Source organism: Granulicella arctica, assembly GCF_025685605.1.
Classification (GTDB): Bacteria; Acidobacteriota; Terriglobia; order Terriglobales; family Acidobacteriaceae; genus Edaphobacter; species Edaphobacter arcticus.
In genome coordinates, this window is sequence record NZ_JAGTUT010000001.1 from 2700079 (window position 1) to 2726341 (window position 26263).

The following is a 26263-nucleotide window of genomic DNA, read 5'->3' on the forward strand; positions in this document are numbered from 1 at the left end:
GATTGCGTTGGTTCTCGCGACGTCCTTCAAGCGACGGTGCGACTAGATTTCGGCGATCAGGTTCGCCTTCTCGACGTTTGCCAGCGGAATGGTCACAACCTGTTCCGTGGTCGCCTTCTTGGCGTTGCCCTTTTGCTTGATTGCCGCCAGGTCGAGGGTCAAAATATCGTCGGCGAAGGCGGTCAATCTGCCTTGCCATTGGCGATTGTTATTGATCGCCGTGAATGTCTGCAGCTTGATGAGACTGCCTTGAAACCGGGTGAAGTCCTCTGCCTTCGAGAGCTTTCGCTCAAGACCGGGGGAGGAGACCTCGAGGGTGTATTCGGCTCCTGGTATTAGGTCTTCTACATCCAGCATTGTTCCAAAATCGCGGGCAAAATTGGCGCAATCTTCATGCGTCACACCTGAAAGCATCTCGACCGGAACTCCCCTGGGAAGATCGATCTCTTCTCCGTTTTCTACCAACGCGGCCAGCTTTGCGCGTTCCTCGGCGTCCTTTTCGAGAAAAACTCGGAGCGTACGAAATTTCACGCCTCCCTGAAACTCGAGTTCCACAAGTTCCAAGTGGTGCGAAGCGGCGACTCGAACCGCCATTGCCCGAATTTCTTCGATTTGAAGCGCCATATCGTGTTTCTGTTCCGATCACTGACTGCTGTCGTTCTAATTGTCTTTAGAGCAAATAAAAAGTGGGCTGTGGCCCACTCATCCTTCCCGTCATTCCCGGTACGCTCACGGTGTCCTGCTACGACGGAACAAATTCGCCTGCAATAAAGATAATACAACGAGAATCAGCCGAACTCAACGTCACCAACAAGCAGGCGTTCGGTAAGGGGAATTATTCTCCGCATTTGCTCTCAGTACCCTGCAACTCTACAATCGGTAAACCTGCATCCGTACAACCATTCGTTGCGGGCTTATACCTATGATCAATCTCCCGCTGCTCGAAGCACTGACCTTTGACGATGTTCTTCTCGTTCCCGCATACAGCGACGTCGTTCCAACCCAGGTCAGTACCCAGACGCAACTGACCCGCAGCATCACGCTCAACACTCCACTTATGTCGGCAGCCATGGATACGGTGACGGAGTCGCGTCTGGCGATCGCCATGGCCCAGCAGGGAGGCCTTGGGGTGGTTCACCGAAATCTGACCATCGAGCAGCAGGCCGGCGAGATCGACAAGGTCAAGCGTTCCGAGTCGGGCATGATCGTTGACCCTGTGACGATCTCTCCTGAGCAGCCGATTTCGGATGCCCTCGAGGTGATGCGGCGCTACAAGATCTCGGGCGTTCCGGTGACCAAGAATAAGAAGCTCGTCGGCATTCTCACGAATCGCGATCTTCGTTTCGTCTCCAGAACCGACCTGTCGATCGACTCCGTCATGACGAAGGAGAAGCTGATTACGGTGCCTGTTGGCACGACGCTTGAAGAAGCGGAGCATATCCTTCATCAGCACAGGGTCGAAAAGCTTCTCGTCGTCAATGATGAGTACGAGCTAAAAGGCCTGATTACGGTTAAGGATATTCAGAAGAAGCTCAAATATCCGAATGCTTCCAAGGACAGCCAGGGCCGACTGCGTGTCGCCGCGGCAATTGGGGCTACGGGCGACTTTCTAGAGCGTGCCGCTGAACTGGTAGCAAATCGGGTAGATGCGCTCGCGATTGACTCAGCCCATGGCCATTCCTCGCGTGTTCTCGAGGCAGTCGCGCTGGTCAAAAAGCACTTCCCGAATGTCGATCTGCTTGCTGGAAATGTCGCCACCTATGAGGGTACGCTGGCGTTGATGGATGCTGGTGCGGATGCAGTTAAGGTAGGAATTGGACCAGGCTCGATCTGCACGACGCGCATGGTGACTGGTGCCGGCATGCCGCAGATTACGGCGATTTCGGAGGCGTATCGTGCGGCAAGTGAGCGCGGAATTCCGATCATTGCGGACGGCGGCATCAAGTATTCCGGTGACGTCACGAAGGCGATTGCGGCTGGAGCGAACGTTGTAATGATGGGCTCGCTCTTTGCTGGAGTGGACGAAAGTCCTGGCGAGACGATTCTCTATCAGGGGCGCTCGTTCAAGGCGTACCGCGGGATGGGTTCGCTGTCGGCGATGGCGCAGGGTTCAGGTGAGCGATACTTCCAAGGAAAAGAGGATATGACGGAGTTCTCGAGCGGAGAACGACCGTCGCTTACCGCGCGGGAGGGTAGCAGCCAGAATCGTCTGTCGAAGTTCGTACCCGAGGGAATCGAAGGTCGTGTACCGCATCGCGGACCGCTTGAGGCGATGGTCTACCAGCTTGTTGGTGGATTGCGGTCAGGTATGGGATACCTCGGATGCGAGACGATTGCGGACCTGCAGACGAAGTCCCGATTTATCCGCATCTCAAACGCCGGGCTACGCGAAAGCCATGTCCACGATGTCATCATTACCCGCGAGGCGCCAAACTACCATGTTGAGTAGCTGGTCAGCTCTTCGACACGCTGTAGACCAGGGCCTCAAAGCTGTGGCGCGTCACGAATCCTAACTCGCTGTAGAGCTTCATCGCGGGTAGATTCATTTCGGTAACGGTGAGCGTGATTGCTTGAAAGCCAGCTTCGCGCAGCTTAGCGACGCAGTGGCGCATCAGTAGCTTGCCGAGGCCCTGCCCACGATATGCAGGTGCTACGCAAAGTTGCGTGATGTGAGCCACCTGCTCCCCGACGTTTGAGCAGAGGACGATGGCTACGAGGGCGCCCGTGTCTCGCCGCCTTAGCACCCATGAGTTGCCGGCATCGAAGACGCCGCATCCTGGGAAACGAACGATATTGTGCAGGAAGCGCAGGGAGCCGTGAAGCGAACGGTACTGGTCGTTTACTTGCGCGTCAACGTGACCTGCGTAGGCATGAAAGATGAGTTCGGCGGATGAGTGGTAGTCGTCGCCAGCCCAGCCGGTCAGCTTGATATCGGCAGGAGTCTTCTGTGGTGCAGAGGTCACCCCACCATCTTTTTGCAGATCGAGTTCCACAAATCTGCGGGGGAACAATGCGAACCCTGCCTCTCGAAAGACGTCGTCCATCACGCTGGTGTCGTAGAGCAGAAGTTGCGACTCGATGCGGTCGATATCGGGAGAGTGCTGGAGCATCTCCAGCAGGTGATGGAGAAGTGTCTTGGCGATCGCCAGGGAAGCTGCCGGGTCATCTGCCATAGCGTAGGCGTCCCCGATTACAGCTTTGTGCCCTTCGTAGACGCAAAAGGTAAAGCCACAGATGCGTCCTCGATCCAATGCGACAAAACCCGGCAGCACACGGGAGTCAAGATATTGCAATAGGAGTTCTGTGGAGCTTTGATAGTCCCACCGAAGTCGCTGCTTCCAGGTACGTGCCTCATGCTCAAGCAGTGGGCGTAGCTGCCGTGCCGAAAAATGACGCAGGTCTAAGATTTCGAGTTGGGTTGCGACCGTCATGATGGTGTTGCCTTGATCGAGCTTATCGCAGCAGGAGTGCCGCGTGTTGTCTACCGGGCGAAGACTCGATAGACCTCGAGCCCTTGCGGATCGTAGAGGAAGAGGGGCTCGTAGATTCGGCCATTGAGCCATTGCTGCAGGTCGGCTGAGTCGTTGGCGGGAATGACGAGGAGATGCTCCTCATTGGGCACACCATCGGTGCTGTAGTGGACAAGAGATTCGTTACGGTAAAAGGCCAGCCCGTAGACCATGTCACGTTTTACGCCTTCGACGGCAAGGACGTGCAGTTCGGGAGCCTGCGCCTTGATCTTTACGGCCAATGGGCGAGCAGAGTAGCTGAGGTCGAGGTCCTTGCCGTGGAAGCCGAGCAGGAAGATGAGCGTCGCGACGATTGGCAGGAGGGTTGCATTCCGAACCTGCGCGATGCCGCCACGGCGAATGATCAGCATAACGATTGCACCCATCGCAACCGCTGAGACGGCCGCAATCGCGAGCCAGCGGGCGGAGGGCACGAGGGTGTCATACTTCATGTGTTGCGGAGCGAGAACCAGCACGAAGACCAGCAGCGCACACAATACAGCGTGCGACCAGAGCAGCCACCGGGGGAGACCGGTGCGTCGCAGACGGTTGAGGTAGTCGCCAGTCAGGATGGTCAACGGAGGGATCGAGGGAAGGATGTAACCTGGCAGCTTCGAGCCTGAGAAGGAGAAGAAAAGAATGGGAAAGAGCGTCCAGAGAACCAGAAATTCAGGAAAAGCATCGCCAGCGCGTACGTGGCCCAGATAGCGCTGAGGCTTGTGCCGGGCCTTCCACTCAGCGACCGAAACCTGGACAGCATCGATGAGCGCACGCATGGAGAGCACCGTCCACGGCATCAGCGCGATCAACAGAACGGCGAAGTAGTACCAGAATGGCTGATGGTGTTGGAACCGATTTGTCGCAAATCGCTCGAGGTTATGCTCGAGGAAGAAGGCTCTATAGAAGGTAGGGTTTCGCTTCTGGACGGCGATGTACCAGGGGAGAACCATGGCGAAGTACAGGATCAGACCAGGGATCCAGATGGTCCGCCTCAGCACGGACCATTCTCTCCGTAGAGCTACGAAGACGAAGATGATGGCCAAAGCAAGGAACGGAGCTACGGGACCTTTGGCCAGGGTGGCGGCTGCGCCAAAGAAGTAGAGATCAAAGAGCCAGAACTTCTTACCTGTCTCATACCACGCATACCAACCCAGCATGCCGATACAGAAGGGTGCAGCAAGCTGCATGTCGGTTGAAGCACCACGTGAGAAGCTGACCATGCCAAGGCAGGAGGCAGTGATGAGGGCGGCATCGAGGTGACCACCCGGGCGAAAGCGGCGAAGGTGGAGGAAGACCAGCAGGATGAGAAAAAAGGCGCCGGAGGACGAGGGAAGCCGGGCAGACCAGTCGGAGATACCAAACTCTTTGAAGAAGCTCATTGCACGCCAGTAGTAAAGGGCTGGCTTCTCAAGCCACGGTCGCCCGTACAGGATGGGCGTGACGGTGCCACCGACCAGGCAATGGAACGAGTTCTCGATGTCAATGGCCCGCAGACTATGCGGCATGACCTTCGCGTGTACCTCGTGACAGGCGTTTGAGTGGGCTTCGAGCATCTCCCGCGCGACCTGGGCGTAGCGAGGTTCATCCGCACCTACCAAGCCAAGCTGGTCTCCGCCAAAGATCGGGATGAGACCGTAGAGGAGCAGGAAGAGCGTGACAATAAAAAGAATTGCAAGTTCCCTGGGCGCGGTAGCCGCAAGAAGCCGGTGTACCAGAGACGGTTTACTGCGATCATTCGGTTCGCCTAAGTCGGCGGGAGGCGGATTTTCAGTCACAGTCACGTTTGTTGAGCGGCCTCAGGCTAACAGGGTTCATCCCGGAGCTGTTTCAAAATACGTCCGGTTGCGGAGGACAGTGGACCGTCGATGGTGCAGCCGCTGGCAGTTCGATGACCGCCGCCACCGAAGCTTTCAGCTGCGTGCGCTACGTTTACTCGGCCCTTGCTGCGAATGCTGAGGCGAAACTGGTTGTCAGATGGCAGTTCGCGCAGGAACACAGCAGACTCGACCCCTGCGATGCTAATCAGGTGGTTTACGACACCTTCGCAGTCCTCCGGGGTAGCGCCTGCGCGATGCAGGTCCTGCTGCGTGACCCAACTCCATGCTATCTGACCGTCACATTCCAGATTGGAGAGTGCTGCGCCTAGAAGTTTGACCTTGCTCAAGGGCGAGGTGAAGAGGACGTCACGGGCGATCTGGCTTGGGCTTGCACCTTTGACAGCAAGGGTATGAGCAAGTTCGAAGGTCTCCGCCGAGGTGCCTGGATAGGTAAACGACCCGGTATCGGACATGACGGCTGTATAAAGACAGGTCGCCATGGATGGGGTGAGGTCAACTTTCGTGGCCTCCGCGATGCGGTAGACCAACACTGCGACGGCACATGCGTTCTCATCAATCCAGTTAAAGGCACCGTAAGGTCGGCCGCTCGCATGATGGTCGATGTTGATGACAAATCTGCTGCCCAGGTCCAGTAAACCGGTGCGCTCGATGCTGTCACACTCCAGAATGACGACAGCGCCTTCCTTGCCTCCGACGCGGGTAGCTCGCCGGATTCGCCCCACATTGGGGAGCGTCGCATAGATCTCCGGAACCGGGTCGGCGAAGACGATCTCTACATCGTGGCCCATCTGATCGAGGATTTCAGCCAGGGCGAGCGCCGAGCCAACTGCGTCGCCATCCGGCCGGGCGTGAGCTGTGACGATCACATGGTGGTGCGCTTGCAGAACCTGCAGCAAGGCGACGATATTTTCTTCGTGGGTCATGACTTAGCTGCGCTCTCCGTCGGGGCAGCAGCGGCATCTGCGCGCTTCTTATCGCGTTTCCGCATACGGCCGAGCAGCTCATCCATGCGCTCTGTCATCTTCTCGGAACGGTCAATTGCGAAGGTGAGTTCAGGTACGTGGCGCACACCCATTCTGTCGCGGAGCATGGAGCGAATGTAGCCGCGGGCGGTCATCAGGCCGGCGAGTGTCTCATCCTCCTCCGCGGCGTCTCCATGGACAGCCACGAAGATGCGGGCAGCCTTGCCGCCGGGGGTAAGGACTACCTCGGTGACGTAGCAGGGAGCTATTCGGGGATCCGAGAGTTCGCCCTCCAGCATGGCTCCGATTTCCTCGGAGAAGGTACTGGCAACGCGATTTCTATGATGTGTTCTTGCTCGAGGTTCTGGCATTTGTTTTTCTAGTACAACGCTTTAGCATACCAAGTTCCAGCGGGGTCGTTCTGTAAAACTTGCAGGGGGAGGCCTACTCCGTGATAACTTCGGCAAACGAGTCCGAGAGTTCCGCCCCGAGATGGGTGAGAATTCGGTTGACAGCGCTATCGATTTCTTCGAGCTGGCCCATCAAATAGGCGTTTGATCCGGAGATGCAGACGATGCCAAGGGTTGCTCGGTTCCAAACGACACCTTCGTCAAGCTCGGCGATGGAGAGATTGAAGCTATGCCTAAGTTTGTCCTTGAGAGATCGAACGACATGGCGGCGGTCCTTCAGCGACTGCGCATGAGGAATGCTCACCTCCAGCATCAGCTTTCCAATCGGCATCGATCATTTCCCCTTTGCAACGAAGAATGGCTGCTCGGAGCATAACCCGAGCAGCCGTTCTTCGCGGTAGTGCAGTCTAGTTCAGGTTATTTAATGGCTCCTCTTCGCGTCACAGGCACCTTCTTGGCTAAGACGGCCATGGCAGGTACTTGGACTGCATTCGACGTCGTTGGCAGATAGGCGTCGGGAGTCGAAGGCATGTACGTGGCTGAGACCTGATGTGAGATTGCGTCCTCAGTAAGGCCACTAAGGGTATAGACACCGGTTTGCGTTCCGAGTTGGATGCCCAGACTGACGCTGGCAAAGCTCGTGACAGCAAAGTCCGGTTTCCCATCCCCGTTCAGATCGCCGATGGACAATTGATATGGTGCTGAGACGGAAGGAAATGTTACCTGCGCATTGAAGGTACCGTCACCCTTGCCCGTAAGAACACCGATGGTGTTCGAACCGTAGTTGGTGACTGCCAGATCCTGCAATCCGTCGCCATTGAAATCGACGACCGCAATCGAGGTTGGTTCGATGCCTGTTGCATAGGTTGTCGTGGCGAAGCCTCCACCGGCCTGGTTGAGCAAGATGGTGACACTTCCCGTGGTAGGAGGAGCATTTGGGTCGCCGAGGTTGCTAATAGCCACGTCGGGAAGCCCATCCTGGTTGAAGTCACCGACGACAGCTGAATACGGCGTTCCGCCCGTGGCGTACGTGATCGCTGCGGAATGATTGAAGCTCCCACTGCCATCTCCTCGCAGGTAGAAGACGTTATTCGGGAAGCTGTTGACCACCATCAGGTCAGGATTACCGTCGCCGTTGAAGTCCGCCACAACCGAGAGGAATGCATCTTTTCCGACGGGAGTAGAGGTGGGTGCAGCAAAGCTGCCATCGCCGTTACCCAGCAGGATACTGATGGTCCCTTCCGTCATATTGGTGGTCACTAGGTCCTGGAAGCCATCCTTATTGAAGTCTGCGATGGTCAGGCCGTACGGCTCAGGGAACGTCATTGCGCCGGGCGTACCGGTGCTGCCGGTGTTGTAGCTCTGTTGAGCCTGGAAGGTTCCGTCTCCAATCCCAAGCAGAATGCTTACTGTGCCGCTGACAAGGTTACTGACCGCGAGATCTGCCTTGCCATCGTTGTTGAAGTCGCCAACAACGACACCATATGGTGCTCTGCCGGTTGTGTAAGCTACCGGTGCTTTGTAGGAAGGAGTTGCACCACCGTTACCGAGGAGCACGCGAACCGTATTGTCTCCTAGGTTGGTGATCGCGAGGTCTGGAATGCCGTCCTTGTTGAAGTCGCCGATAGCGGAGACCAGGGAACTCGTGCTGGTTGCGCCGGTGTTCAAGATGGTAGGTAGTGCCATCGTTGGGGTGAGCGAGGCTAACGTGCCGACAGTATCGGTGCTGGCCGTGGAGTCGTTGAAGTGGACCTGGCCTCCTGGTACGGACAAGCCCGCGAAGGTCACGGTATCCGTCAGGCTGTACGAGGAGCCCGAGGTGGTGAAGGTCAGCAGGCTTGAGGTGAGATAGGTGGAGGTTGGTGTGACGACGAAGGAACTTTGCTGCGAGTTGGAGGGAAGAACGCTCGTCGTGCCCGGGAACTGTGCCTGAAAGCTGTGGCTTCCTGCGCCGGGGGTGAAGGTGAAGGTTGCTGTTCCCGCAGAGGTCAGCTCCGCCGAGCCAATGAGCGAGGAGCTTGTCATTGTGTCATAGAAGTTGACTTTGCCGGCGGCGACGGGAGCTCCTGCGGTGACCGTCGCGGTGAGCGTGACGACAGTGCCGCTGTTGACAGGGGAGGCAGGGCTGGTTGCAAGCGAGGTCGTTGTGGCGGCCTTGATTGCAGCGACTCCCTGACCTGATAGCGATGAGGTGTAGGTGGCGTTGCTCATCGCGACGATCAGCGTTCCAGTGCGCGTGCCGGTGGTGATTGGCGTGAGGGTGACGTTGATCGAGCAGGTGGAACCGACCGCGAGCGTAGTGTTGCAGTTAACGCTGGCGGCGTAATCGCCCGTGGCGGTGACCGAGGTAAAGCTTATGGCAGTTTCGCCGGTGTTGGTGATGGTGAATACCTGACCGGTGGAGGCGACGCCGACGGTGTTCGTCCCGAAGTTAGCGGACGTCGGCGTGAGCGTGGCGCTTGAGATCGGAGCAGGAAGGATGAAGTAACCTACTGCAGCATCATGATCCGAATTACGGTCCGGGACTGTTGCGTTGTTGTACGACGACTCCGGGAAGTCCGCGTTCATGTGGGCGTAAGCAAGGTGAGCACCCGCGCTTGCGAGATCCTGTGTAACGACCATATGGTCGAGGATCTGCGCGCTCCCGTCCTCCTGATACGACCAGCGTTCGGGCTGGGGCAGAGTAAGCGCGAGATCGACGAGCGGAGGAGTTACAAGTCCAGCAACACCGGGCTGCACGACCTGATCCGCGGGAAGGACGTTCACGTTCGTGTAGGTTGCGAGCGTGTCTGTGTAGCCGTCTGAGAACTCAAACGCGTTGAAGTCGCCGCCTGAGATGACGTGCTTGCCGGCTGCCTGGAGGCTCTGGATGTACCTGGTGATGTCCTCGGCTTGAAGCTCTTTCTTCTGACGAGTGGAGGTGGAGGTGGGACTGTTTACGTTGATCAGCGACTTCATGTGGTTGACGATGACGGTGACCGGGTAGTCCGTGGCACCGGCGCGCTTGATACCGGCGTTCAGGACCAGCCATGGCCGATCGTTTAGCGTGATCGGGCTGCTTGCGCCTGTGGGTGTAAAGGTCTCACCCGCACCGAACTGGGAGAAGCCGAGGTTGTCGACTGTGTTCTTGACGAGGAAGCCGACTGAGATGCCGGTGCCGTCCTGCGTGAAGTAGGTTGAGTTGTCCGTGCTGATGCCGGTATACAGTCCGGGTGTTCCCGCGTCGCTGTTGATCTGATTGGCGATGTCGTTCGCAACGCTCTGGTTCTCAACCTCTTCGATGGTGACGACGTCAGGAGAGTTGAGAACGTTCCGAACGGCAAGTGAAACTTTTTGCAGTCGGCGCGTGTAGGCGGCCTGCGTCAGGTCGGGATGATCCGGTGTAGCAGTGGCGCCGGTCGACGTCTTGTAGATGTCGTCAGAGGCCAACGTGTTGAAGAAGCGTTCAATGTTGTAGGAAGCGACGGTGAACTCATTCGCCGCCTTCGGAGCTACAGGCTGGACTGTCAGACCCGGCGTCACCTGCGAGCGGTCATAGGTCGCGTCGAGAATGAGGCGGCTGGGATCGTAGAAGCTGTCTGTGGTGAAGGTGAAGTCGAGAACGCCGGTGACGTTGTTGAGAACGGTTCCGGTCGAGAGCTCGATCGCGCTTCCGCCAGCTATGTCGGAGTCGACATAAATCCGCTCTGGGTTGTCATCAAAAACTGCGACGTTGGCCGGTCTTCCGGGGACAGTCGGGTCGCGAAGATCGATACCGGGTTCGCGGAAGGGTCGTGGGGTGCTGCCGATGACGGTATAGAAGGTGCCATCGCTGGCGATTGTCTCGCTGGCCTCAGTGAGGCTTCCAGCAGTGCCGGAGGTGGTTGTCAACGACGAGAAGGCAACCCGCATACCTTCATACGGCGTGAGTTGGAAGAGGCCCCCGCCGGGGGTGAGGTCTGCGGGAGTGAGTGTGATGGGTGCCGGGAGCGGACTACCTACGCCGTTGACAGTAGTCGTCGGTCCGCTGATCTCCGTCGCCGGCGTGCTGCTGCCTGCCACGGTCGGAGTACTAAGAGCAGGAAAGGTGGCAACAAGCCCAGTCACCGTCACGTTGGCACCCACCACTACATTCGTGGGAACTTTACCAGTTCCATAGAAAACCTGGATGCCCTCTGGGGTAAGAGGATCACCGTCCTTTGCGGAATCGGGAGTCTGTATGAAGAAGGCGGCCGGAATGACAGCGGTGACGATACCGTTGGTGGTGACCTGCTGTCCCGCGTAGGGCGATAGCACTACCGAGGACTTGGACTTGCGGCCTTGAATGACGTCAATTGCGACCGTAGCAGTAGGCTGATTGACCGTCAGCGAGATGCTGGCGGAAGCCGTATGCGCCTGGGCATCCGTGACCGTAATCGGGAGCGAGATGGCTCCTTGTGCAGTCGTTGTTACCGTTGCCGTGGCCGAGTAGGTCCCGTCGCCGTTGATCGTGAAGGCCTGGGTCTGCGAACCACCGATGAGTCGAAGGTCACCGACGACGGTGATACCAGTGCTCGCAGGGGAAGTGGCAGGCGTTACGATCACTGTAAGCGTGACAGGATTGCCCGCGGTGACTGCTGCTGGATTTGCGCTACCAGTTGCGCTGAGGGCGCCTACTGCACCGCCGCTGCTTGAATTGCGCGGGTTCGGGGGGCTCAGAAGCGTGAAGTCGGTGTTGTTGTTGCCTGAATAAGCTCCGCGCACGTCAGAGTGGGTGGCGTCAGGTGCAGGGGCGAAGCTGGTGCCCTCAAAGCAGGTTGCCGTGGTGCCGTAGCCGACAAAATCAATAATTCTTGCGTCAGCCAGAATGATCGGGCATGTATTGTCTGCTGACAGCAGACTGGTGATGTTCGCCAGAAAGATCTTACCGGCGCTGGCGGCTGCGGAAATCGCGGGTGCTGCGGTGGCATCTGGCGTAGGCAACGCAGCGCCAATGCCAGTCGGTGTAGACAACTGAACAAGAAAGTAGTGGCCCGGGACGATGGTTACATTGGGCAATGCAAATGAACTTGATGGCGCACCGCCTGCGGACGCGTACTGAACCGAAAGGCCGCTGGTGCTCAGACTGCCGCTAGTTGGATTAAAAATTTCGACAAAATCGGCGTTGTACGTCGCGCCAGAATTGCCGCCTGCGCCGTACATCTGGGAGATGACGAGGTGATTTGGAGTCTGGCTATAGGCCGACAGTGTTGAAAGAGCGATGAGCGAGGAAAGCAGATAGGAGAGTCGGGTGAAGACTGATTTTTTCAAGTAAACCTCGGACAGAATGGATGACCGTGAGACATGGCATGATGAAACGGATAAAGTTGGAAAGCCGTCGAGAGGCACGGTGCCATGGAAAGTACTAATTAGGTGTGTATTTGTTTGTAGCATTCAGCGCGTGGAAACAGGCAGGCAGACGTATTAATTCTTACGAAATACTTAGTGCTGGGGACAGTAAAGACCCGCGAAAGCTATCGCTGTAGGGCTTACTCACGGCGAGCACCTGATCGAGCATGGTGCTCCTAGAGTGATCTTTATTTGGTCGAAGGAACGTCAAACTTCCAACAATGGCCCGGCCGAAAGCGTCGGGCCATTATTGCGCTGGTCTTTGAGAATTCAAGATCAGATCCAGGTAAGTCGCATGGCACTTAGCGTTGCAGATACATGTGACAGCAACAATCGGAGCACACCGACAGCATGTCAGTTCCTGGTGGATGCAATTCGAAGCAGGGTGACGCCATGTGCCGGAACCTGCGTGTCGAATCGATCACCGGTCGTGGCTACGGCGGCGTGCTTCCAGAGATCGCGCGCCTGAACCTTCTTGCCACCGAGACCGCCGGGGAGAGTAGCCCAGGCAAATCCCGACTGAGCAGACTGGTCGCCGCGATTGAAGATGCCGACGATGATCGAACCGTCCTGCATCCCTCTCCATAACGTCTCGACCGAGCCATCCTTGGAGAGCGACTGTGTCGGCTTCGCAGCAGGGTCTTGATCGATAGCGATGACCTCGCCGTTCATCAGGATGGACTTGGTCTCATCCGTCATGGTGCGAAGGTCGTTGCCAGCCAGCAGCGGAGCCGAAAGCATCGACCAGAGACTCATGTGCGTGCGGTACTCGTCGGCGTTCATGCCGCCGTTGCCGACTTCGAGCATATCCGGATCGTTCCAGTGACCGGGCCGCGTGTACGAGGCGATGGCGATCTGGCTGAATCCGATCTTGTCCATTGACGCCCACTTATCCTCGATGTCGCCAGTAGTCCGCCACGAATTGCCGCTGACCTTTGCACCCCACTTCCAGGGGTCAAAGTCGCCGTACTGACACAGGCTGTAGACGATAGGCCGGTTGGTCTTTGCAAGTGCCTCACCCATCTTCTGGTACAGCCCACGCTCCGTTGCTTCGGAGAGGGTGTAGACATCACGAGCGCCGCAGAGGTCGTACTTCAGATAATCGAACCCCCATGCAGCGTAGGTCTTTGCGTCCTGTTCTTCGTGGCCGAAGCTGCCCTCATAGTTGGCGCAGGTCTTTGGTCCGGGCGAAGAGTAAATGCCGATCTTCAAGCCCTTCGAATGCACGTAGTCCGCAAGGGCCTTCATGTTCGGAAACTTGCTGTTCGTCGTGATGTTGCCGGAGCTATCACGACCCAGCTCCCAGGTGTCGTCGATATTGATGTAGACATAACCAGCCTTACTCATACCGCTCGAGACCATAGCGTCTGCCATGGTGCGTACGTCGGCATCGGTAATTCTTCCGGCGAATTTGTTCCAGCTGTTCCAACCCATCGGCGGCGTGCGGACGAGGCCGTTGTCTGGCAGATCGCGGAGCACGGGCAGGGGGAGGGGAGCTGGTGGCAGGGCAGCCTCTTTGGTCGTACGCACTGCATCGCCCTTGCTGATCTCGCTGCGGCGGTTTTTGGATTCGAGCGTTAGCTTATCTCCCTGATACGTGCCGTCGAAGATCATCGGGGGACGGGTCCTGCCTGCCTCGACGGGCGGGGTTGCGACGAGATGCACCGCGCTGCCGCTGATCGTGCCCGCAAGGGGAATACCGTGTGGTCCTCTGCTGAGAAGACGGCCCGTGATGGCTTCGCCATTGGCGTTGAGCTCGAAGAAGGTTTCTCGGGAGGTGCCGTCACCGACAGGGATTCGCAGATCCCAATAGCCAGTGATGCTGTTTTGCGCGTGGGCAGAGGGAGACGCTGCGGCCAACAGGTTGAGCGTGCAGGCAAGCCCAACGCCCAGGCGCAACGAACGAGACATGCGAGTTGCGGACATTGATGGTTCCTCTCAGATCAAAGACGTTGGACTGGGTGCGTAAATACGGGTCTAGAGCGAAGCCTCTGAAATGTAACCAACTACATCACTATGTGCAAGTGGAGAGACTACGCGACTTCGTAAAGCTCTCTCGCGCGCGCCAAAGTCTCAGGGGTATCTACATCGAGTTCACCGCCGGGCAGGTCGACTGTTCTCGCGGTCTTCAATAAATCGCGAGCACCAGTGTCGCCCTGCAACTCCATCAAATCCTCGAAGGTTGCCGCAGGGAAGTACGCTGGAACACCGCGGCGTCCCGCATAGGCTGAGGCGGCGACTTCGTTCGTCTGCATGAGTGCCAGTAGATGCGACACCGTAAGAGCAGGCTGATCGCAAGCTAGCACGACAGCAGCATCGACACGGCCGTCTATCGCAGCGACGCCGCACACGATCGACTCAGCCATCCCATCTTCCCAATCGGCATTGATGACGATCTCTGCGTTGCCAAGATTGGAGGCTGTAAGGATCGTTTCAGCCGATGCTCCAAGTACGACGATCACCGGTTCGCATCCGGCTTCGGCAGCGATGCGCACCGTTCGTTCCAGCAACAGTTCACCGCTGAACGAGATGAGCTGCTTCGGCTCTCCCAACCGGGTCGACGCGCCTGCAGCAAGGATGATCGCGCCAACGCTCACGAGGCTGCATCCAGAGCGCATTGTGCCTGGAGGTAGTGGTTCGCACCGCCTTTGGCAATCTGCTCGTCGACATCCTCCGAACGGAGCTTGCGCGAGACGCCGAGCTTACCCATGCAGCAAGCCTGCACCTCGGCGATTACTGCGAGGGCAATTGCTTCAGGGCCGTCACCGCCGAGGTCGAGACCAACGGGCGCGTAGATTCGGTCACAGCACGCCGCTACACTCCAGCCAATGCGAGCTGCTGTCTCGCTTACCAACAAGGCACTGCGATGGCGTGCGCCAAGCAATCCTAAGTAGCGTGGCCCAAGCGGGAGGATACGCTCAAGCAACTCGCGATCCTGCTCATAACTGTGCGTCATGAGGACGACCGCATCATCCTTCCTCATCTCTCGAACGGCCAACTCCGCATTCATCACGCTCTCTGCCGCAGGGAAACGCTCGGCGCGCGCGAACTGAACCCGGCCATCGGCGACCGTTACATGCCAACCAAGGAGTGCTGCCATACTCACGAGCGGCTTTGCGTCATCGCCCGCTCCCATAACGAAGAGGCGCTGCGGCGCGAGTAGCTCCTCGACGAAACGACCCTCATAGACTTGCCCCGGCTGAAGTTCGCGTGCGCAGTCTAGCTTGACTCGATCCACTCTGTCGCTGGCGAAGATGACGTTGCCATCGGTGTCATAGATCGCTCGGCGCAACCCCCTGCCGTTGCCAGGCAGAAAGGTGACAACGCGGCTTTCATGGCCACGCAGGGAGTCTCCGATTGCAGAGACCAGGGCCTCGAACTCAGGCGTTCCCGTGGGCTCGATCAGGAGGTCTACCGTGCCGCCGCAACCCAGGCCGAAGGGGATCTCGGCGGTGTCGTCGAAAAGAGTCGAATAGCGCTCGACGATTGCGCCCTGGCGCACCATCCACGCGGCTTTGCGGATCACCTCGGCCTCAAGGCATCCGCCGCTTATGGTTCCGGCGTACTCGCCTGAACTGCTGATCATGAGTCGCGCGCCTGGCCGACGATAGGTCGAGCCTTCGGAGCCTACCAAGGTGACCAGTACCGAAGCGGTGCCTTGCCGCCATAAGTCTACGATCTGTCTCCGCTCCATGGATCTTCCCTCTTTACCTCCGATCCTCGCATACTCAGCGAAGCTCATGAGGAATGGCAATTGGATGCGTCTGAGCTCTCTTCAGCACCCAAACGCTATTTCCTTCGGATTGGATAGAGGTTCGAGTTGTGTTGGCGGCTTCGATACTCTGCTAAACTATGTCAGTCGGTATAGCGGATCAGCAAGCCTGCCCGAGGCGCTTGAGCTACACGAAATGCGAGTTCTGACAGTTCCTCCACAGTATGTTCGGAATGTAGCGCAGCCTGGTAGCGCACCTGCTTCGGGAGCAGGGGGTCGAGAGTTCGAATCTCTCCATTCCGACCATTTCCCAATCCCCATCTATAGCAGGCGCAGGAACTCTTCGAGGAGATTCGCGGCGACGGCGCTGCGATATTTGCCCGTGCTTCGGATGTCATCGATTGGGCGTGTCTCGCTCAGCAAGGCTGCCCGTGCTTCGGCGATTGTACTGTCGGATATGCTTTTGCCGCGAAGGGCGGCTTCCGTCGCGGTGAGGCGAATCGGTGCGTCGCGCATGCTGGCTGCGCCGATGCGGATATCTTCGATCAGACCATTGCTTACTCGAGACAGCGCGGCGATGGCGACCTTTGAGATAGCTTGTGCATTGCGCGTTCCAACCTTGCGCGAATAGGGAACATACCCGCTGAAGTCACGTCTCATGGTGATGCTATGCAGTAGTTCGTCCGGGCGAATCGCCGTCTTCTTGTAGCCCAAATGGAAGTCGCGATAGGGAATCGTCCGTGTTCCGCTTGCCGAGATCAACGTGAGAACAGCGTCGTAGACGAGCAAGGCTGGCAGCGAGTCGGCGGCAGGCGACGCGTTGATGACGTTACCGCCGAGCGTGCCGCGATTCTGATTGGCGATGCTGCCTGTCCAACTTGCAGCCTGGCTAAGAAGGGTGAAGTCGCTGGCGATGACGGAATTGCGGCGCAAATCGGTGAACGTCGTGCCTGAGCCGATGGTGATGGAATCGCTGGTGATATCAAGGAAGCGGAGTTCCTTCAGGTGATTGATTGACAGGAGAGGCTTGTGGGGAAGACGTCCTGCTGCGAGAGCGACCATCAGTTCGGTGCCTCCGGCGATCGGCGTGTAACGGCCGTCACTGAGTGCGGCAAGTGCGGCGTCGAGCGTCGCCGGAGCGATCAGGTCGTACTCACTTACATTCGCGCGCATGGGCTCCTTTCGTTTAGTGCGGGCTGAAGTTACCGAGGATGCCGAAGCAGATAAGTACCGTTCCGACGAAGTTCAGGACGGCTCGGCAGAACCACTGCGGGTTTTCACCGTCAGGACTTGCACAGGGAGAGAAGCTACTTCCGCCACGCACAATGCCGATCAGGATGGCGAGAATACCGAGGGCGAGAGGGATGTCTCTGAGGATGTTGATGTGCATGGAAGACCTCCATGAGCAGCATTCTTACTTGCGCAGGATTGTACAGCGGCGAAGATACGGCTGTAACCAGTGCAGCGGCAGAGATTTCCGGCGAGACCTTCCTGGATCTGGGGCAAAGTTGGCGTCGGATGTTTTGCAAGCAGATGATGCGTTGCGAGAATCATGCCAGGAGTGCAGATGCCGCATTGAGCACCGCCCTCTTCGAGGAAGCATTGCTGGATCGGGTGGAGCGTTTCGCCTATGGCAAGTCCCTCGATGGTGATGATGGTTGCGCCGTTCGCCTGAAGAGCAGGAACGAGGCAGGAGTTCACAAGGTCGCCGTTCATCAGGACAGAGCAGGAGCCACATTCGCCTTCGCCACAGCCTTCTTTTGCGCCGGTGAGTCGAAGATCTTCGCGCAGTAGATCGAGCAGGCGTTTCATGGGAGGTGCTGCGAGCGCGTGAGTGTTGCCATTTAGCGTAAAAGCGATCTCTGTGTTCTGGCTCATCCATACGCTCCTTTATGGTGCAGGTGGGGCGACCCCTCCCCCCGTACCAAAGTGACAAAGTATTCAAAGTAAACTACTTAGGTGGGTACTTAGAACGCCTTAGGTACGAAGTAATTAACATTCGGCCATGCTGTTACAGTGCAGTAGGAGAAGCGATCTGTCCATAGTATAGGGATGTGACCAGAGTGGCTCTGCCGCGTCCGGTAGGCGGTGGCGGTGTGTTCCGCTAGGATTCGAGTTGAGTGAGGAAGGACCATGATGGTGTACCGCTTCAAGAGTTTTCGTACCCGGGGAACCATGTTCCTGCTTGTGGCCTGTGCCGCGTGGTCTGCGCGGGCGAACGGGCAGGACCCGCTGAAGACATTGCCGAACAACTACAAGCTCGCCTTTGAGAACAGCGCGGTGGCGGTGATTCGGGCTCACTATGGACCGCATGAGAAGGTTCCGGTCCACGACCACGCCAGTTCTTCGACCGTGTTCGTTTACCTGAATGACTCGGGGCCGGTGCGAATCGAACATGAAGACGAAGGAGTTATCTCGTCGGTGGTGCGGCCGCCGACGTTCATCGGATCGTACCGTATCGCTCCGGCGCTGAAGGAGCGGCATCGCATTGAGAATATGGGCGACACGAGCTCAGACTTTCTGCGCGTTGAACTGAAGCAGGTTTCGCTTGACCTCAAAGAGCCGTTTCGTGGGAAGGCGCCCTCGATGCCGCTACAAGCTGAGGATCTTGTTGAATTCACCGCTCCTGCCGTCCAGGTTGAGCGGATTGTCTGCGCAGAGAGGTCTCCATGCGACCTCAAGGCTGCCTCAGCACCCTCGCTAGTAATTGCACTGACTCCGCTCGAGATGGGTGAGAAACTTGCGGTTGGAATGACACGCTGGGTTGCTGCCGGGCAGGCTTTGACGATGCGGCCGGATGGAGCTTCACCGGCGCATATACTCCGGATACTGCTTCCAGACACGGCTAAATAAAGACCTATCTATATAGATAGATGTAAGCGCCGATTAGAAGCATTCGACCTGCGCCTGGAGTTCAGGACTGGACTTGTAGTAGATGCTCATTGCTGACATGAGCCTGTTGACGGCGGGTTCGCTGATCCGTTCTCGCAGCTTCGTAATGACTTCGGGTACGCTGCTCAGATCGAGGCAGACCTCGCAGATGCCCGTGTAGCTGCTTCGAACGGGCAGCGTGTCCTTCAAAGAAGGCTCATCTTTAATAAGGTTGAAGAGCGCGTATGGGCCAACATTGCTGATCGCCTCAAGCAGGGGATCGTTGACTGAGCGACTGAAGATGCTCTCGAGCGATTCATCATTGGTGTTGCCGAGGGTGAGCGGCGAATCTGGATTCTTGAGGCCGCGCGATGGCCCGCAGCAGCCGTAGACCTGACCATTCGGCTCGATGACGGGCTGGAGGACCGTGCGACAGCCGCGCATGTGCGGCATCTCCCCGAAGGTAAAGTGGCTTTCCGGGAGCGTTGCAGCAGCGCCAAGGCGCAATATTTGTGCTTTTTCGTACCGAACACCGATGGTGATCAACTTCTGTTCGATGCGCGGGATAGGGCCGGCTGTGTTTACGACGCCGCGAACTTCGACGGGCAATCCAATTTCCTTGGCCGTTTTGACGACCAAAAGAGCGTTCTCCTGCGGCGAAAACTCTTCATGATACTCGTCCCAACTGACCGTCAGCGAGTTGAGTCCCGCTTCCTTCAAGCCGGCGATACGCTCCCTTGCGATGTGGGGCTTTGCCGTGCTGACCCAGCCGCAGCCGGTGACGAGGGAGACGCCGAGGCCAAGGGCCCTGGCTTCGCGGATGAGCGGAATAATTTCGTTGTAGTAGAGGAGCGGCTCGCCGCCTGTAAAACAAACCTGGTCGGAATACCGGGCGATGACTTTGATGTATTCGCTGGCCACGCTCTGTTCCATCTTCTCCGCAACTTTGGGGGAAGACTCAATGATGCAGTGTCTGCAGGCGAGGGGGCAGGTGCGGGTATAGAGCAGACCGATTGTGAGATATCTCATCATGGTTTGGTGTACCGGGCTCGATCTTTCGCAGCGGCGAGAGGGAATTGCCCGAAGGTGCGTACGAGCACATTAGTACGCACCTTCAGAAGAACTTGGCTCAATGGAGCTTAGAACGTTACCGAGGTAACAGACTGAATTACGACTGCGACTGCATCGGGAGATGCGAGGTCTGGGTTGATGAGACCAAACACTTTCGTGCTCTCGACAAGAGAGCCATACTCTGTCACGGTTGGCTTGCTATAGGGACGTTTTGATACCTTTTCGGAGATGTTGTTCATAGAGTGCTCCTGTCCGGGAGAAATTGGTGTTGTTTCGAATGTACTAAAGTTCTCGAAGTAATCAAGTAAAAAGTTACTTCGGCTAGTATTTGTGTCTTAATGCTCGGAAGCAGACAAGTTGCTCGTGAAGTGTGAAAAAGATCTACAAGCAAAACCAAACTACCCCTAAGTAGTTTTGTTTGCCATCTTTATGTCCGCATGAACTTAATTGAGGGCACGGAAAGGTTTGACCTTTGTTAGAAATGTGACTTTAGTTTTTGTGAGTTGTAATGGGAGTAAATTGTGCCTTATGGGTTCAAGAGAACTCTACCGGGAGATCATTTTATGTCGCTGCGGCAGTTCAGTGAGTCATGAGCTGGAAGATGTCTTCAGGAAGCAGCGGTATCTCGGTGAAGGCAATATCGGTAGCGTGCTCGATGGCGTTCAGAATGGCCGGGGCGGGACCATCCATGGGAAGCTCGCCAATGCCCTTTGCTCCGAAGGCTCCGTGGATGCTTGGGATCTCTTCGAAGTGAACGTGGATGGGTGGGAGATCGGCGCTGGTAGGCATGATGTAGTTCGTCATCTGATTGTTGGTCATGCGGCCGTCGTTGTAGACGCATTTCTCATAGAGGGCATAGCCGATGCCTTGTGCTACGCCACCCTGAATCTGACCAGCAGCGAGGATGGGATGCAGCACCTTGCCGACCTCCTGCAGTGCGTGGAAGTTCGTTACGGTGGCGGCGTAGGTGGTGGTGTCGACCGCCACCTCGGCCACGTAGACGGCCCAGGCATAAGTGGGATAGGCGTCGCCTTTGTACTGGTCGTCATCCCAGAAGATGGGCGGTGCGCCAGAGGGTAGCTCGTAACGGGCGCTGACATTGAGTGACCCGTGCTGGGCGAGGTAGTGCAGTGCTGCCGTCCGGAACTGCTCGGGCGTGTAGGGCAGTTCGAGATGGCCTGAGCTGACGAGTGCGGCGCAAAGTTTCTGTGAGGCTGTTTCAACGAGTTTGCCGACGATCATGGCGGTACGGCTGGCGACGGTTGGCCCGGAGTTGGGAACGCGGGCGGTGTCGGGCTGGGCAATGAGGACTTCGCTATAGGGTAGGCCGAGCGTCTCGGCCGCTACCTGGGTGAGGATGGTGTTCGTTCCCTGGCCGAATTCGGTGGAGGAGGCGAGGAGGTTGGGGCGACCTTCCGGGGTGAGTTCGATCTCGACGAGGGAGTTGAGGCGGCGCTCGCCGGAGCCGGTGAAGCCTGCGCCGTGCATGAAGCTGGCGAAGCCGATGCCGCGCTTGATGGTGCTGCCGGGGTTGGTGCGGTCGAACTCGGCGCGGCGCTGGTGGTAGTTCGACTCGGTGAGGGCGCGGGTAAGGAGATTCTGCATGTCGACCGGATCGCTGAGGTGCTGGCCCGTGGCGGTGTGGCCTCCGGGTGCGAGGAAGTTGCGGCGGCGCAGCTCTTCGGGGGTGAGCCCGATGACTTTGGCGATCTTGTCCATGTGGCGCTCAAGAGCGAAGATGCTCTGCGGTGCGCCGAAGCCGCGAAAGGCTCCATGTGGCGGGACGTTGGTCGCCATGGCTTTGGATGAGACGCGTAGAGTCGGCCAGTGATAGGGTCCGGGAGCGTGGATGGTGCCGCGCGAGAGGACGACGGGCGAGAGGGTGGCGTAGGCTCCGCCGTCGATGGCAAACTCGATCTCGCCGCCGAGGAGTTTGCCGTCCTTCGAAACTGCGGTGCGGTGGCGGGTGCGGCTGGGGTGGCGCTTCGTGGTGCCGGCCATGTCTTCTGCGCGGTCGTAACAGATCTTTACGGGGTGGCCGGACTTCATGGCGAGCAGGGCGGCGTGCGAGCCGATGACGCTAGGGAAGTCTTCCTTGCCGCCGAAGGCTCCGCCGGTCTCGGTCTGGATGACGCGGCACTTTTCGGCGGGAAGGTTGAAGACGAGGGTAAGGGCGTGGACGAGATAGTAGGGACACTGCATGGAGCCCTGGACGGTGACGCCGGCCTCGGGGGAGTATTCGGCGATGATGCCGTTGTTTTCGATGTAGAGCTGCTCCTGCGCGCCGGTGCGGTACTCGCCTTCGACGATGAAGTCGGCCTCGGCGAAGATGCTCTCGAGGTCTTCCGGCGAACCTTTCTCCATGAGGTAGGTCTTGAAGGTGTTGGGGGTTCCACCGTGCTGGCTGCCGTGCCAGATCACCCTGGAGGCATCGCCATCGGCTCCGATCTCCGCGTCTTCGATGGTGAAGACGCCGGGTAGTTCGTCGTAGGTAATCTCTACGGCGAGAACAGCGGCGGGCAGGACGGAGCGGTCGGGATGGGCGAGAAGGACGATGGGCTCCTCGGGATGGTTGACGTAGCCGTCGGCGAGGCAGGGGTGATCTTTGGTGAGATGGACGATGGTGTTTTCGCCGGGAATGTCGGCGGCGGTGACGATGGTGAACTCGTGCCAGGGAATGTGCGGCGGGAAGGTGATGGAGGTGATGCGGCCACGCGCCACGGCAGAGCGAACGGTGGCTCCAAACCACATGCCGGGAAGGCTGATGTCGTCGACGTATTGAGCTTTGCCCAGGACCTTGGCGCGGCCTTCTTTGCGGATGGGGGAGCGACCTACGGTCTGGAGAGGATCGGACATTTCGGGTGTTCGGTAAGGATAGAACGAAAGGCCGAGCGCGTCATTTTTCTGACGGTGTGGACCATGCAGAAGGCCCATCCGGGTGAGCGGATGGGCCTTCTGCAGTACATGGCGCGAGCCTTACTTTGCGGCTTTGGCTTTCTTTGCAGCTGCCTTGTTCGTTGCTGCGGCAGCACCGAGCAACGTGACGATCTTGTTGCCGATTGGGGAGCCGAGGCCGGTGCAGGCGTCCCAGCCGGGGCCAGCCTTGTAGGTTCCATTGTTGCCGGAGGTAATGTCGCGGAAGGCAGACTTGCCCTTCGCGGCGTAGATCGTCGGCTGGATGAAGCCTGCGGATTTTTTGTTGGCTGCATTGCTGACGGCGATGAGACCGGCCCAGAGTGGAGCGACGGCGCTGGTGCCGCCGATCACAATGGTCTGGCCGTCAACCCGGATGGTGTAGCCGGTTGCCGGGTCAGCGTCACCTGAAACATCGGGGACGCCTCTGCCGACGAAGGTGCCGATCTTTGGCACGGCAGAACTGGCCTGCCAGGAAGGAAGGGCGAACTTGGTGCTGACGCCGCCACCAGTTGCGCCTTCATTTGCGGCAGTCTCGTTCCAGACGACCTCAGAGGAGATGGTCGATCCGGAGCCGACGAGCTTGGTGCCTCCGCAGGCGAGGACGTGAGGGCTGGAGGCTGGAAAGTCGACGTTGTTGCCGGAGCCTCCGTCGCCTGAGCCGTTATCGCCGGCGGCTACGGTGATGGTGATGCCGAGGGCTGCGGCAGACTGGCAAGCGGCGTCGAGCGCGGTAAGCGACTGCTGCGTCCAGCTGGACTCGCGCCCGCCCCAGCTGATGGAGATGACGCTTGGCTTGTTCTTGGTGTCATGGACGGCAGAGGCGATCGCGTCGATGAAGCCCTGGTCGGTGTTGGGCGCGAAGTAGACAACGATCTTTGCGCCGGGAGCGACTGCGGCGGCCACCTCGATATCGAGCATCACCTCACCGTCGGCTCCGTTGATGCCGTCGGACTTGCTCTTGCCGCCGTCTACCGAGACTGCGGTGACGCTGGGAGCTTTTTGGCCGAGCGTCTTGAAGTAGGCGGTGAGGTCTGCTGTCTTGTAGCCGCCGCCGAGTTCGATGATGCCGATGGTCTGGCCTGTTGCGCCGGTAGTTGGGAAGCCGTAGAGCGCAGCGATCTGGACGGGAGTGAAGGAGGTGTTGGCAGCGGCAGCGTTTGGACGGATGCCTGACCCTGGTGCCGACTCTTTCAGAATGCGAAAGTGGGGCTGTGCCTGAGGACGATTGTCGAGGCCGAGAACGGCGACCACAACGCCGGCCAATTCTGAGGGAACGTAAATGGCACCTTCACGAATGCGAAAGCTTCCGCTGTCGGTAGTGACCTGCTTCAGCGTGACGCCGAAGGCCTTCTGCATGGCGGCTGCCGATCCAGAGATCAGGACGGTACGGCGTTCGGGCTTGGGTGTGTCTTTCTCGACCGTCAGGCCGTACTCGGTGGCAAAGGCTTTGATGAGCTTCAGGTCGGCCTTGTCGGCTGCGTGATTCTTGGCGTACTCCGTCCGGGTGAGGCGTACCTTACCGAGGGTTTTAGTGTTGAGCGGCGACTTGCGCCGTACGACGACGGAGACAACAATCTTACCGGTCGCGGCCTTTTCAGCCGCAGTGTGAAATGCCTCTTTCTCGCTTCCGGGGAGAACCTGCTTTTCCTGTGCTGCGAATCGAGCTGCAATTTTCTTGGGAGCCATGGACGTTCCTCGTAATTGAAGTGTGTTGCCTGTGAGCGGTGGCCCGGGCAGATGAGTATGTAGTCTTCCGCGCAATGATAGTAGCCCGAGATGAACGGAGAAGAAAGAAAATATCGCTCATTTTTAGGACGTCCTGTGGAAGAGACTACGGCTTGTGTCTGGGTTAGACTGACACCACTTTGACGGGTTAGGTTTCTGAGAGAAGGATAGGGCTTATGGCAACGAAGAAATTTCAGACGATCGACGCGCACCATCATCTTTGGCGATATTCGCGGAGCGAGTTCGGTTGGATCGACGATTCGATGGAGACGTTACAAAAGAACTTTTTGCCAGCCGACCTGATTCGCGAGATGGCAGCGGCTGACGTCGATGGTGCCGTCGCGGTGCAGGCGCGTCAGACTTTGGACGAGACGCGATGGCTGCTGGATCAGGCAGAAGATTGTGCAGCGATTCGCGGTGTGGTGGGATGGGCACCGATCGCCGGTGAAGAGTTCCCGGGGATTATGGAAGAGTTCGAAGACAGGCCGAAGTTGAGAGGGCTGCGGCACGTAATCCACGATGAGGTGGACGATGAGTACATTTTGCGTGAGGACTTCAACTCAGGAATACGTGCGATGCGGGGGAGTGGGCTGGTCTACGACATACTTATCTTCGCGCGGCATCTGCCGCAGACAATCGAATTTGTCGATAAGCACCCGGAGCAGGTCTTCGTGCTGGACCATGTGGCAAAGCCGCTGATTCGGGATGGTGTTCTTGAGCCATGGGCGGCGCAGATGCAGGAGCTTGGGCGGCGCGATAACGTGTGGTGCAAACTCTCCGGCCTGGTAACGGAAGCAGACTGGACATCGTGGGATGACGCTTCCCTGAAGCCGTATTTTGATGCCGCCGTGACGGCATTTGGCCCGGCGCGGCTACTGGTTGGATCGGACTGGCCGGTGTGCCTGCTGGCTTCGGAGTACGAACGATGGTTTGCGGTGTTGCGGCGGTACTTCGCGGCCTACAGCGAAGATGAGCGAGCCGCGATATTCGGCGGCAATGCTGTAGAAGTGTACGGATTGTAGGAGAGGGATCGATCCCTCTCCTACACATCAGAAGTGGCGCAGCGGTTCGGCGGTTTCGCGGACGGGAACGGCCGGATCGACCGGGTAGATCGGGTCCGGCTTGTTGTCGACGGTGCGCTCAAGAGAGCGGCTGACGATGTCGCGAGAGCCGAGTCCGACGGCGAGCGCAAGGGTAAGAACGATGCCGCCAAAGAGAATGCCAAAGGCGAGTTCAACGACCGTCCCGCCGATCTGGAGATGATCGAGGACCATCGCCGCAGTGAGTACGAGAACGAGCCACTTGACGCCAAGTGAGAGGAATCGTGCGTACTGAAGCTGCGCATTGACCGCGCCGATCAGGATGGAACGTGCGAGGAAGCGGGCTATGATGTTGCCGATCAGGAGCAGAAGAAGCGCGCCGACCGCGTGGGTGAAGTAAGGCAGAAAGGAGAAGTTCAATGTAGAACCCGTAGCGTAGGAGGCGTCGAAGGCGGAGAAGCCGATGACGAGTCCAAGGAAGACGCAGACCCAGAAGGCGACGCGGCCTACGAGAGCCGTGGGGCTGTGGGATGGCGACCAGTCGGCGACCCCGGTGCTCTGGTTGCGGGCGAAGCGCTCATCGAACTTGAGAGCAGTGAGGCTTCGGCGCAGGATCCAACTGAGTAGAATGCCTAAGCCGGTGAGCACGGCCAGCGCGATGATGAGGGCGAGCAGGCCGGGGAGAATCCTGACGAGCAACGAGACGACGCTATAGGTCGACTGCTGCAGCGCGTCGGTCATGTGGCTCCAGACGGAGGTGTTATCCACGTAGGTCGGCTGCGGATAGTTCAAGACCGGCTGGTCGGGCTGCTGAAGCTGCTGCTGGAGGAAAAGGGTAAGTGAGTGACCCATGTCGAAAAACT

General features: G+C 58.1%; 21 protein-coding genes and 1 tRNA gene. 4 read left to right on the top strand and 18 right to left on the bottom strand.

The annotated features are described in order from the left end of the window. Positions 1 to 42 precede the first annotated feature (42 nt). Positions 43 to 624, bottom strand: a complete 582-nt coding sequence (locus OHL20_RS11460; protein ID WP_263383322.1) for a ribosome maturation factor RimP — start codon at positions 622 to 624, stop codon at positions 43 to 45. Between the two features lie 298 nt (positions 625 to 922). On the opposite strand from OHL20_RS11460, the gene guaB reads away from it, so the two are divergent. Next, a complete protein-coding gene (guaB, locus tag OHL20_RS11465) occupies positions 923 to 2449 on the top strand; it encodes an IMP dehydrogenase (protein ID WP_263383323.1) in 1527 nt (508 codons plus the stop codon). 4 nt (positions 2450 to 2453) lie between these two features. Here guaB and OHL20_RS11470 read toward each other — a convergent pair whose 3' ends face one another. The 9 genes from OHL20_RS11470 to OHL20_RS11510 form a co-directional block, all read right to left on the bottom strand. Further along, entirely contained in the window at positions 2454 to 3431 is a 978-nt protein-coding gene (locus OHL20_RS11470) for a GNAT family N-acetyltransferase (protein WP_263383324.1), read from the bottom strand. A 50-nt stretch (positions 3432 to 3481) separates the two neighbouring features. Beyond that, the gene (locus OHL20_RS11475) at positions 3482 to 5290 is read right to left on the bottom strand and encodes an ArnT family glycosyltransferase (protein WP_317890952.1); all 1809 of its coding nucleotides are present in this window, start codon (positions 5288 to 5290) and stop codon (positions 3482 to 3484) included. Between the two features lie 20 nt (positions 5291 to 5310). Next, a complete protein-coding gene (locus OHL20_RS11480) occupies positions 5311 to 6270 on the bottom strand; it encodes a DHH family phosphoesterase (protein WP_263383325.1) in 960 nt (319 codons plus the stop codon). Then, positions 6267 to 6680, bottom strand: coding sequence for a 30S ribosome-binding factor RbfA (gene rbfA, locus OHL20_RS11485; RefSeq protein ID WP_263383326.1), 414 nt, complete (start codon positions 6678 to 6680; stop codon positions 6267 to 6269). The genes OHL20_RS11480 and rbfA overlap by 4 nt, the downstream gene beginning before the upstream one ends. A gap of 73 nt (positions 6681 to 6753) precedes the next feature. Then, positions 6754 to 7050, bottom strand: a complete 297-nt coding sequence (locus OHL20_RS11490; RefSeq protein WP_263383327.1) for a DUF503 domain-containing protein — start codon at positions 7048 to 7050, stop codon at positions 6754 to 6756. 86 nt (positions 7051 to 7136) lie between these two features. Beyond that, on the bottom strand, positions 7137 to 11987 hold the full coding sequence (locus OHL20_RS11495) for an FG-GAP-like repeat-containing protein (RefSeq protein ID WP_263383328.1): 4851 nt from the start codon (positions 11985 to 11987) through the stop codon (positions 7137 to 7139). 432 nt (positions 11988 to 12419) lie between these two features. Further along, on the bottom strand, positions 12420 to 13991 hold the full coding sequence (locus OHL20_RS11500; RefSeq protein WP_263383329.1) for a glycoside hydrolase family 27 protein: 1572 nt from the start codon (positions 13989 to 13991) through the stop codon (positions 12420 to 12422). Between the two features lie 107 nt (positions 13992 to 14098). Next, the gene (locus OHL20_RS11505; protein WP_263383330.1) at positions 14099 to 14662 is read right to left on the bottom strand and encodes a nucleotidyltransferase family protein; all 564 of its coding nucleotides are present in this window, start codon (positions 14660 to 14662) and stop codon (positions 14099 to 14101) included. Next, on the bottom strand, positions 14659 to 15807 hold the full coding sequence (locus OHL20_RS11510) for an XdhC family protein (RefSeq protein WP_317890953.1): 1149 nt from the start codon (positions 15805 to 15807) through the stop codon (positions 14659 to 14661). The genes OHL20_RS11505 and OHL20_RS11510 overlap by 4 nt, the downstream gene beginning before the upstream one ends. A 199-nt stretch (positions 15808 to 16006) precedes the next feature. Between OHL20_RS11510 and OHL20_RS11515 the strand changes: the two genes are divergently transcribed. Next, positions 16007 to 16083, top strand: a tRNA-Pro gene (locus OHL20_RS11515). A 15-nt stretch (positions 16084 to 16098) separates the two neighbouring features. Here OHL20_RS11515 and OHL20_RS11520 read toward each other — a convergent pair. The 3 genes from OHL20_RS11520 to OHL20_RS11530 are packed head-to-tail and all read right to left on the bottom strand — an operon-like array spanning position 16099 to position 17655. Further along, a complete protein-coding gene (locus OHL20_RS11520) occupies positions 16099 to 16950 on the bottom strand; it encodes an FAD binding domain-containing protein (protein WP_263383332.1) in 852 nt (283 codons plus the stop codon). 13 nt (positions 16951 to 16963) lie between these two features. Continuing rightward, positions 16964 to 17167 (bottom strand): hypothetical protein, encoded by a 204-nt coding sequence (locus OHL20_RS11525; protein ID WP_263385071.1) that lies wholly within the window; start codon positions 17165 to 17167, stop codon positions 16964 to 16966. Beyond that, positions 17110 to 17655: a (2Fe-2S)-binding protein gene (locus OHL20_RS11530; RefSeq protein WP_317890954.1), complete on the bottom strand. Its 546-nt coding sequence runs from the start codon at positions 17653 to 17655 to the stop codon at positions 17110 to 17112. Before OHL20_RS11530 ends, OHL20_RS11525 begins: the two co-directional genes overlap by 58 nt. Before the next feature lie 255 nt (positions 17656 to 17910). Here OHL20_RS11530 and OHL20_RS11535 point away from each other — a divergent pair, with 255 nt between their 5' ends. Continuing rightward, a complete protein-coding gene (locus OHL20_RS11535) occupies positions 17911 to 18630 on the top strand; it encodes a hypothetical protein (protein WP_263383333.1) in 720 nt (239 codons plus the stop codon). A gap of 33 nt (positions 18631 to 18663) precedes the next feature. Here OHL20_RS11535 and OHL20_RS11540 read toward each other — a convergent pair whose 3' ends face one another. The 4 genes from OHL20_RS11540 to OHL20_RS11555 all read right to left on the bottom strand — a co-directional run bounded on the left by OHL20_RS11540 (position 18664) and on the right by OHL20_RS11555 (position 24321). Next, entirely contained in the window at positions 18664 to 19680 is a 1017-nt protein-coding gene (locus OHL20_RS11540) for a radical SAM protein (protein WP_263383334.1), read from the bottom strand. A gap of 107 nt (positions 19681 to 19787) precedes the next feature. After that, positions 19788 to 19958 carry a lasso RiPP family leader peptide-containing protein gene (locus OHL20_RS11545; protein WP_263383335.1) on the bottom strand — a complete coding sequence of 57 codons (171 nt, stop codon included), beginning with the start codon at positions 19956 to 19958 and terminating at the stop codon, positions 19788 to 19790. A 340-nt stretch (positions 19959 to 20298) separates the two neighbouring features. Next, positions 20299 to 22575 carry a xanthine dehydrogenase family protein molybdopterin-binding subunit gene (locus OHL20_RS11550; protein WP_263383336.1) on the bottom strand — a complete coding sequence of 759 codons (2277 nt, stop codon included), beginning with the start codon at positions 22573 to 22575 and terminating at the stop codon, positions 20299 to 20301. Between the two features lie 120 nt (positions 22576 to 22695). Then, positions 22696 to 24321 carry a S53 family peptidase gene (locus tag OHL20_RS11555; RefSeq protein WP_263383337.1) on the bottom strand — a complete coding sequence of 542 codons (1626 nt, stop codon included), beginning with the start codon at positions 24319 to 24321 and terminating at the stop codon, positions 22696 to 22698. Between the two features lie 215 nt (positions 24322 to 24536). Here OHL20_RS11555 and OHL20_RS11560 point away from each other — a divergent pair, with 215 nt between their 5' ends. Further along, entirely contained in the window at positions 24537 to 25382 is an 846-nt protein-coding gene (locus OHL20_RS11560) for an amidohydrolase family protein (RefSeq protein WP_263383338.1), read from the top strand. Between the two features lie 27 nt (positions 25383 to 25409). On the opposite strand, the gene OHL20_RS11565 is transcribed toward OHL20_RS11560, so the two are convergent. Continuing rightward, on the bottom strand, positions 25410 to 26252 hold the full coding sequence (locus OHL20_RS11565; RefSeq protein ID WP_263383339.1) for a hypothetical protein: 843 nt from the start codon (positions 26250 to 26252) through the stop codon (positions 25410 to 25412). Between the last annotated feature and the right edge of the window lie 11 nt (positions 26253 to 26263).

What these genes read in the sequence shown, in the direction of transcription:
- OHL20_RS11500 (WP_263383329.1), bottom strand. Translation starts at nt 13,991, where the DNA reads ATGTCCGCAACTCGCATGTCTCGTTCGTTGCGCCTGGGCGTTGGGCTT.
- OHL20_RS11565 (WP_263383339.1), bottom strand. Translation starts at nt 26,252, where the DNA reads ATGGGTCACTCACTTACCCTTTTCCTCCAGCAGCAGCTTCAGCAGCCC.
- guaB (WP_263383323.1), top strand. Translation starts at nt 923, where the DNA reads ATGATCAATCTCCCGCTGCTCGAAGCACTGACCTTTGACGATGTTCTT.
- OHL20_RS11490 (WP_263383327.1), bottom strand. Translation starts at nt 7,050, where the DNA reads ATGCCGATTGGAAAGCTGATGCTGGAGGTGAGCATTCCTCATGCGCAG.
- rbfA (WP_263383326.1), bottom strand. Translation starts at nt 6,680, where the DNA reads ATGCCAGAACCTCGAGCAAGAACACATCATAGAAATCGCGTTGCCAGT.
- OHL20_RS11520 (WP_263383332.1), bottom strand. Translation starts at nt 16,950, where the DNA reads ATGCGCGCGAATGTAAGTGAGTACGACCTGATCGCTCCGGCGACGCTC.
- OHL20_RS11460 (WP_263383322.1), bottom strand. Translation starts at nt 624, where the DNA reads ATGGCGCTTCAAATCGAAGAAATTCGGGCAATGGCGGTTCGAGTCGCC.
- OHL20_RS11540 (WP_263383334.1), bottom strand. Translation starts at nt 19,680, where the DNA reads ATGATGAGATATCTCACAATCGGTCTGCTCTATACCCGCACCTGCCCC.
- OHL20_RS11550 (WP_263383336.1), bottom strand. Translation starts at nt 22,575, where the DNA reads ATGTCCGATCCTCTCCAGACCGTAGGTCGCTCCCCCATCCGCAAAGAA.
- OHL20_RS11555 (WP_263383337.1), bottom strand. Translation starts at nt 24,321, where the DNA reads ATGGCTCCCAAGAAAATTGCAGCTCGATTCGCAGCACAGGAAAAGCAG.
- OHL20_RS11545 (WP_263383335.1), bottom strand. Translation starts at nt 19,958, where the DNA reads ATGAACAACATCTCCGAAAAGGTATCAAAACGTCCCTATAGCAAGCCA.
- OHL20_RS11560 (WP_263383338.1), top strand. Translation starts at nt 24,537, where the DNA reads ATGGCAACGAAGAAATTTCAGACGATCGACGCGCACCATCATCTTTGG.
- OHL20_RS11535 (WP_263383333.1), top strand. Translation starts at nt 17,911, where the DNA reads ATGATGGTGTACCGCTTCAAGAGTTTTCGTACCCGGGGAACCATGTTC.
- OHL20_RS11480 (WP_263383325.1), bottom strand. Translation starts at nt 6,270, where the DNA reads ATGACCCACGAAGAAAATATCGTCGCCTTGCTGCAGGTTCTGCAAGCG.
- OHL20_RS11525 (WP_263385071.1), bottom strand. Translation starts at nt 17,167, where the DNA reads ATGCACATCAACATCCTCAGAGACATCCCTCTCGCCCTCGGTATTCTC.
- OHL20_RS11510 (WP_317890953.1), bottom strand. Translation starts at nt 15,807, where the DNA reads ATGAGCTTCGCTGAGTATGCGAGGATCGGAGGTAAAGAGGGAAGATCC.
- OHL20_RS11470 (WP_263383324.1), bottom strand. Translation starts at nt 3,431, where the DNA reads ATGACGGTCGCAACCCAACTCGAAATCTTAGACCTGCGTCATTTTTCG.
- OHL20_RS11530 (WP_317890954.1), bottom strand. Translation starts at nt 17,655, where the DNA reads ATGAGCCAGAACACAGAGATCGCTTTTACGCTAAATGGCAACACTCAC.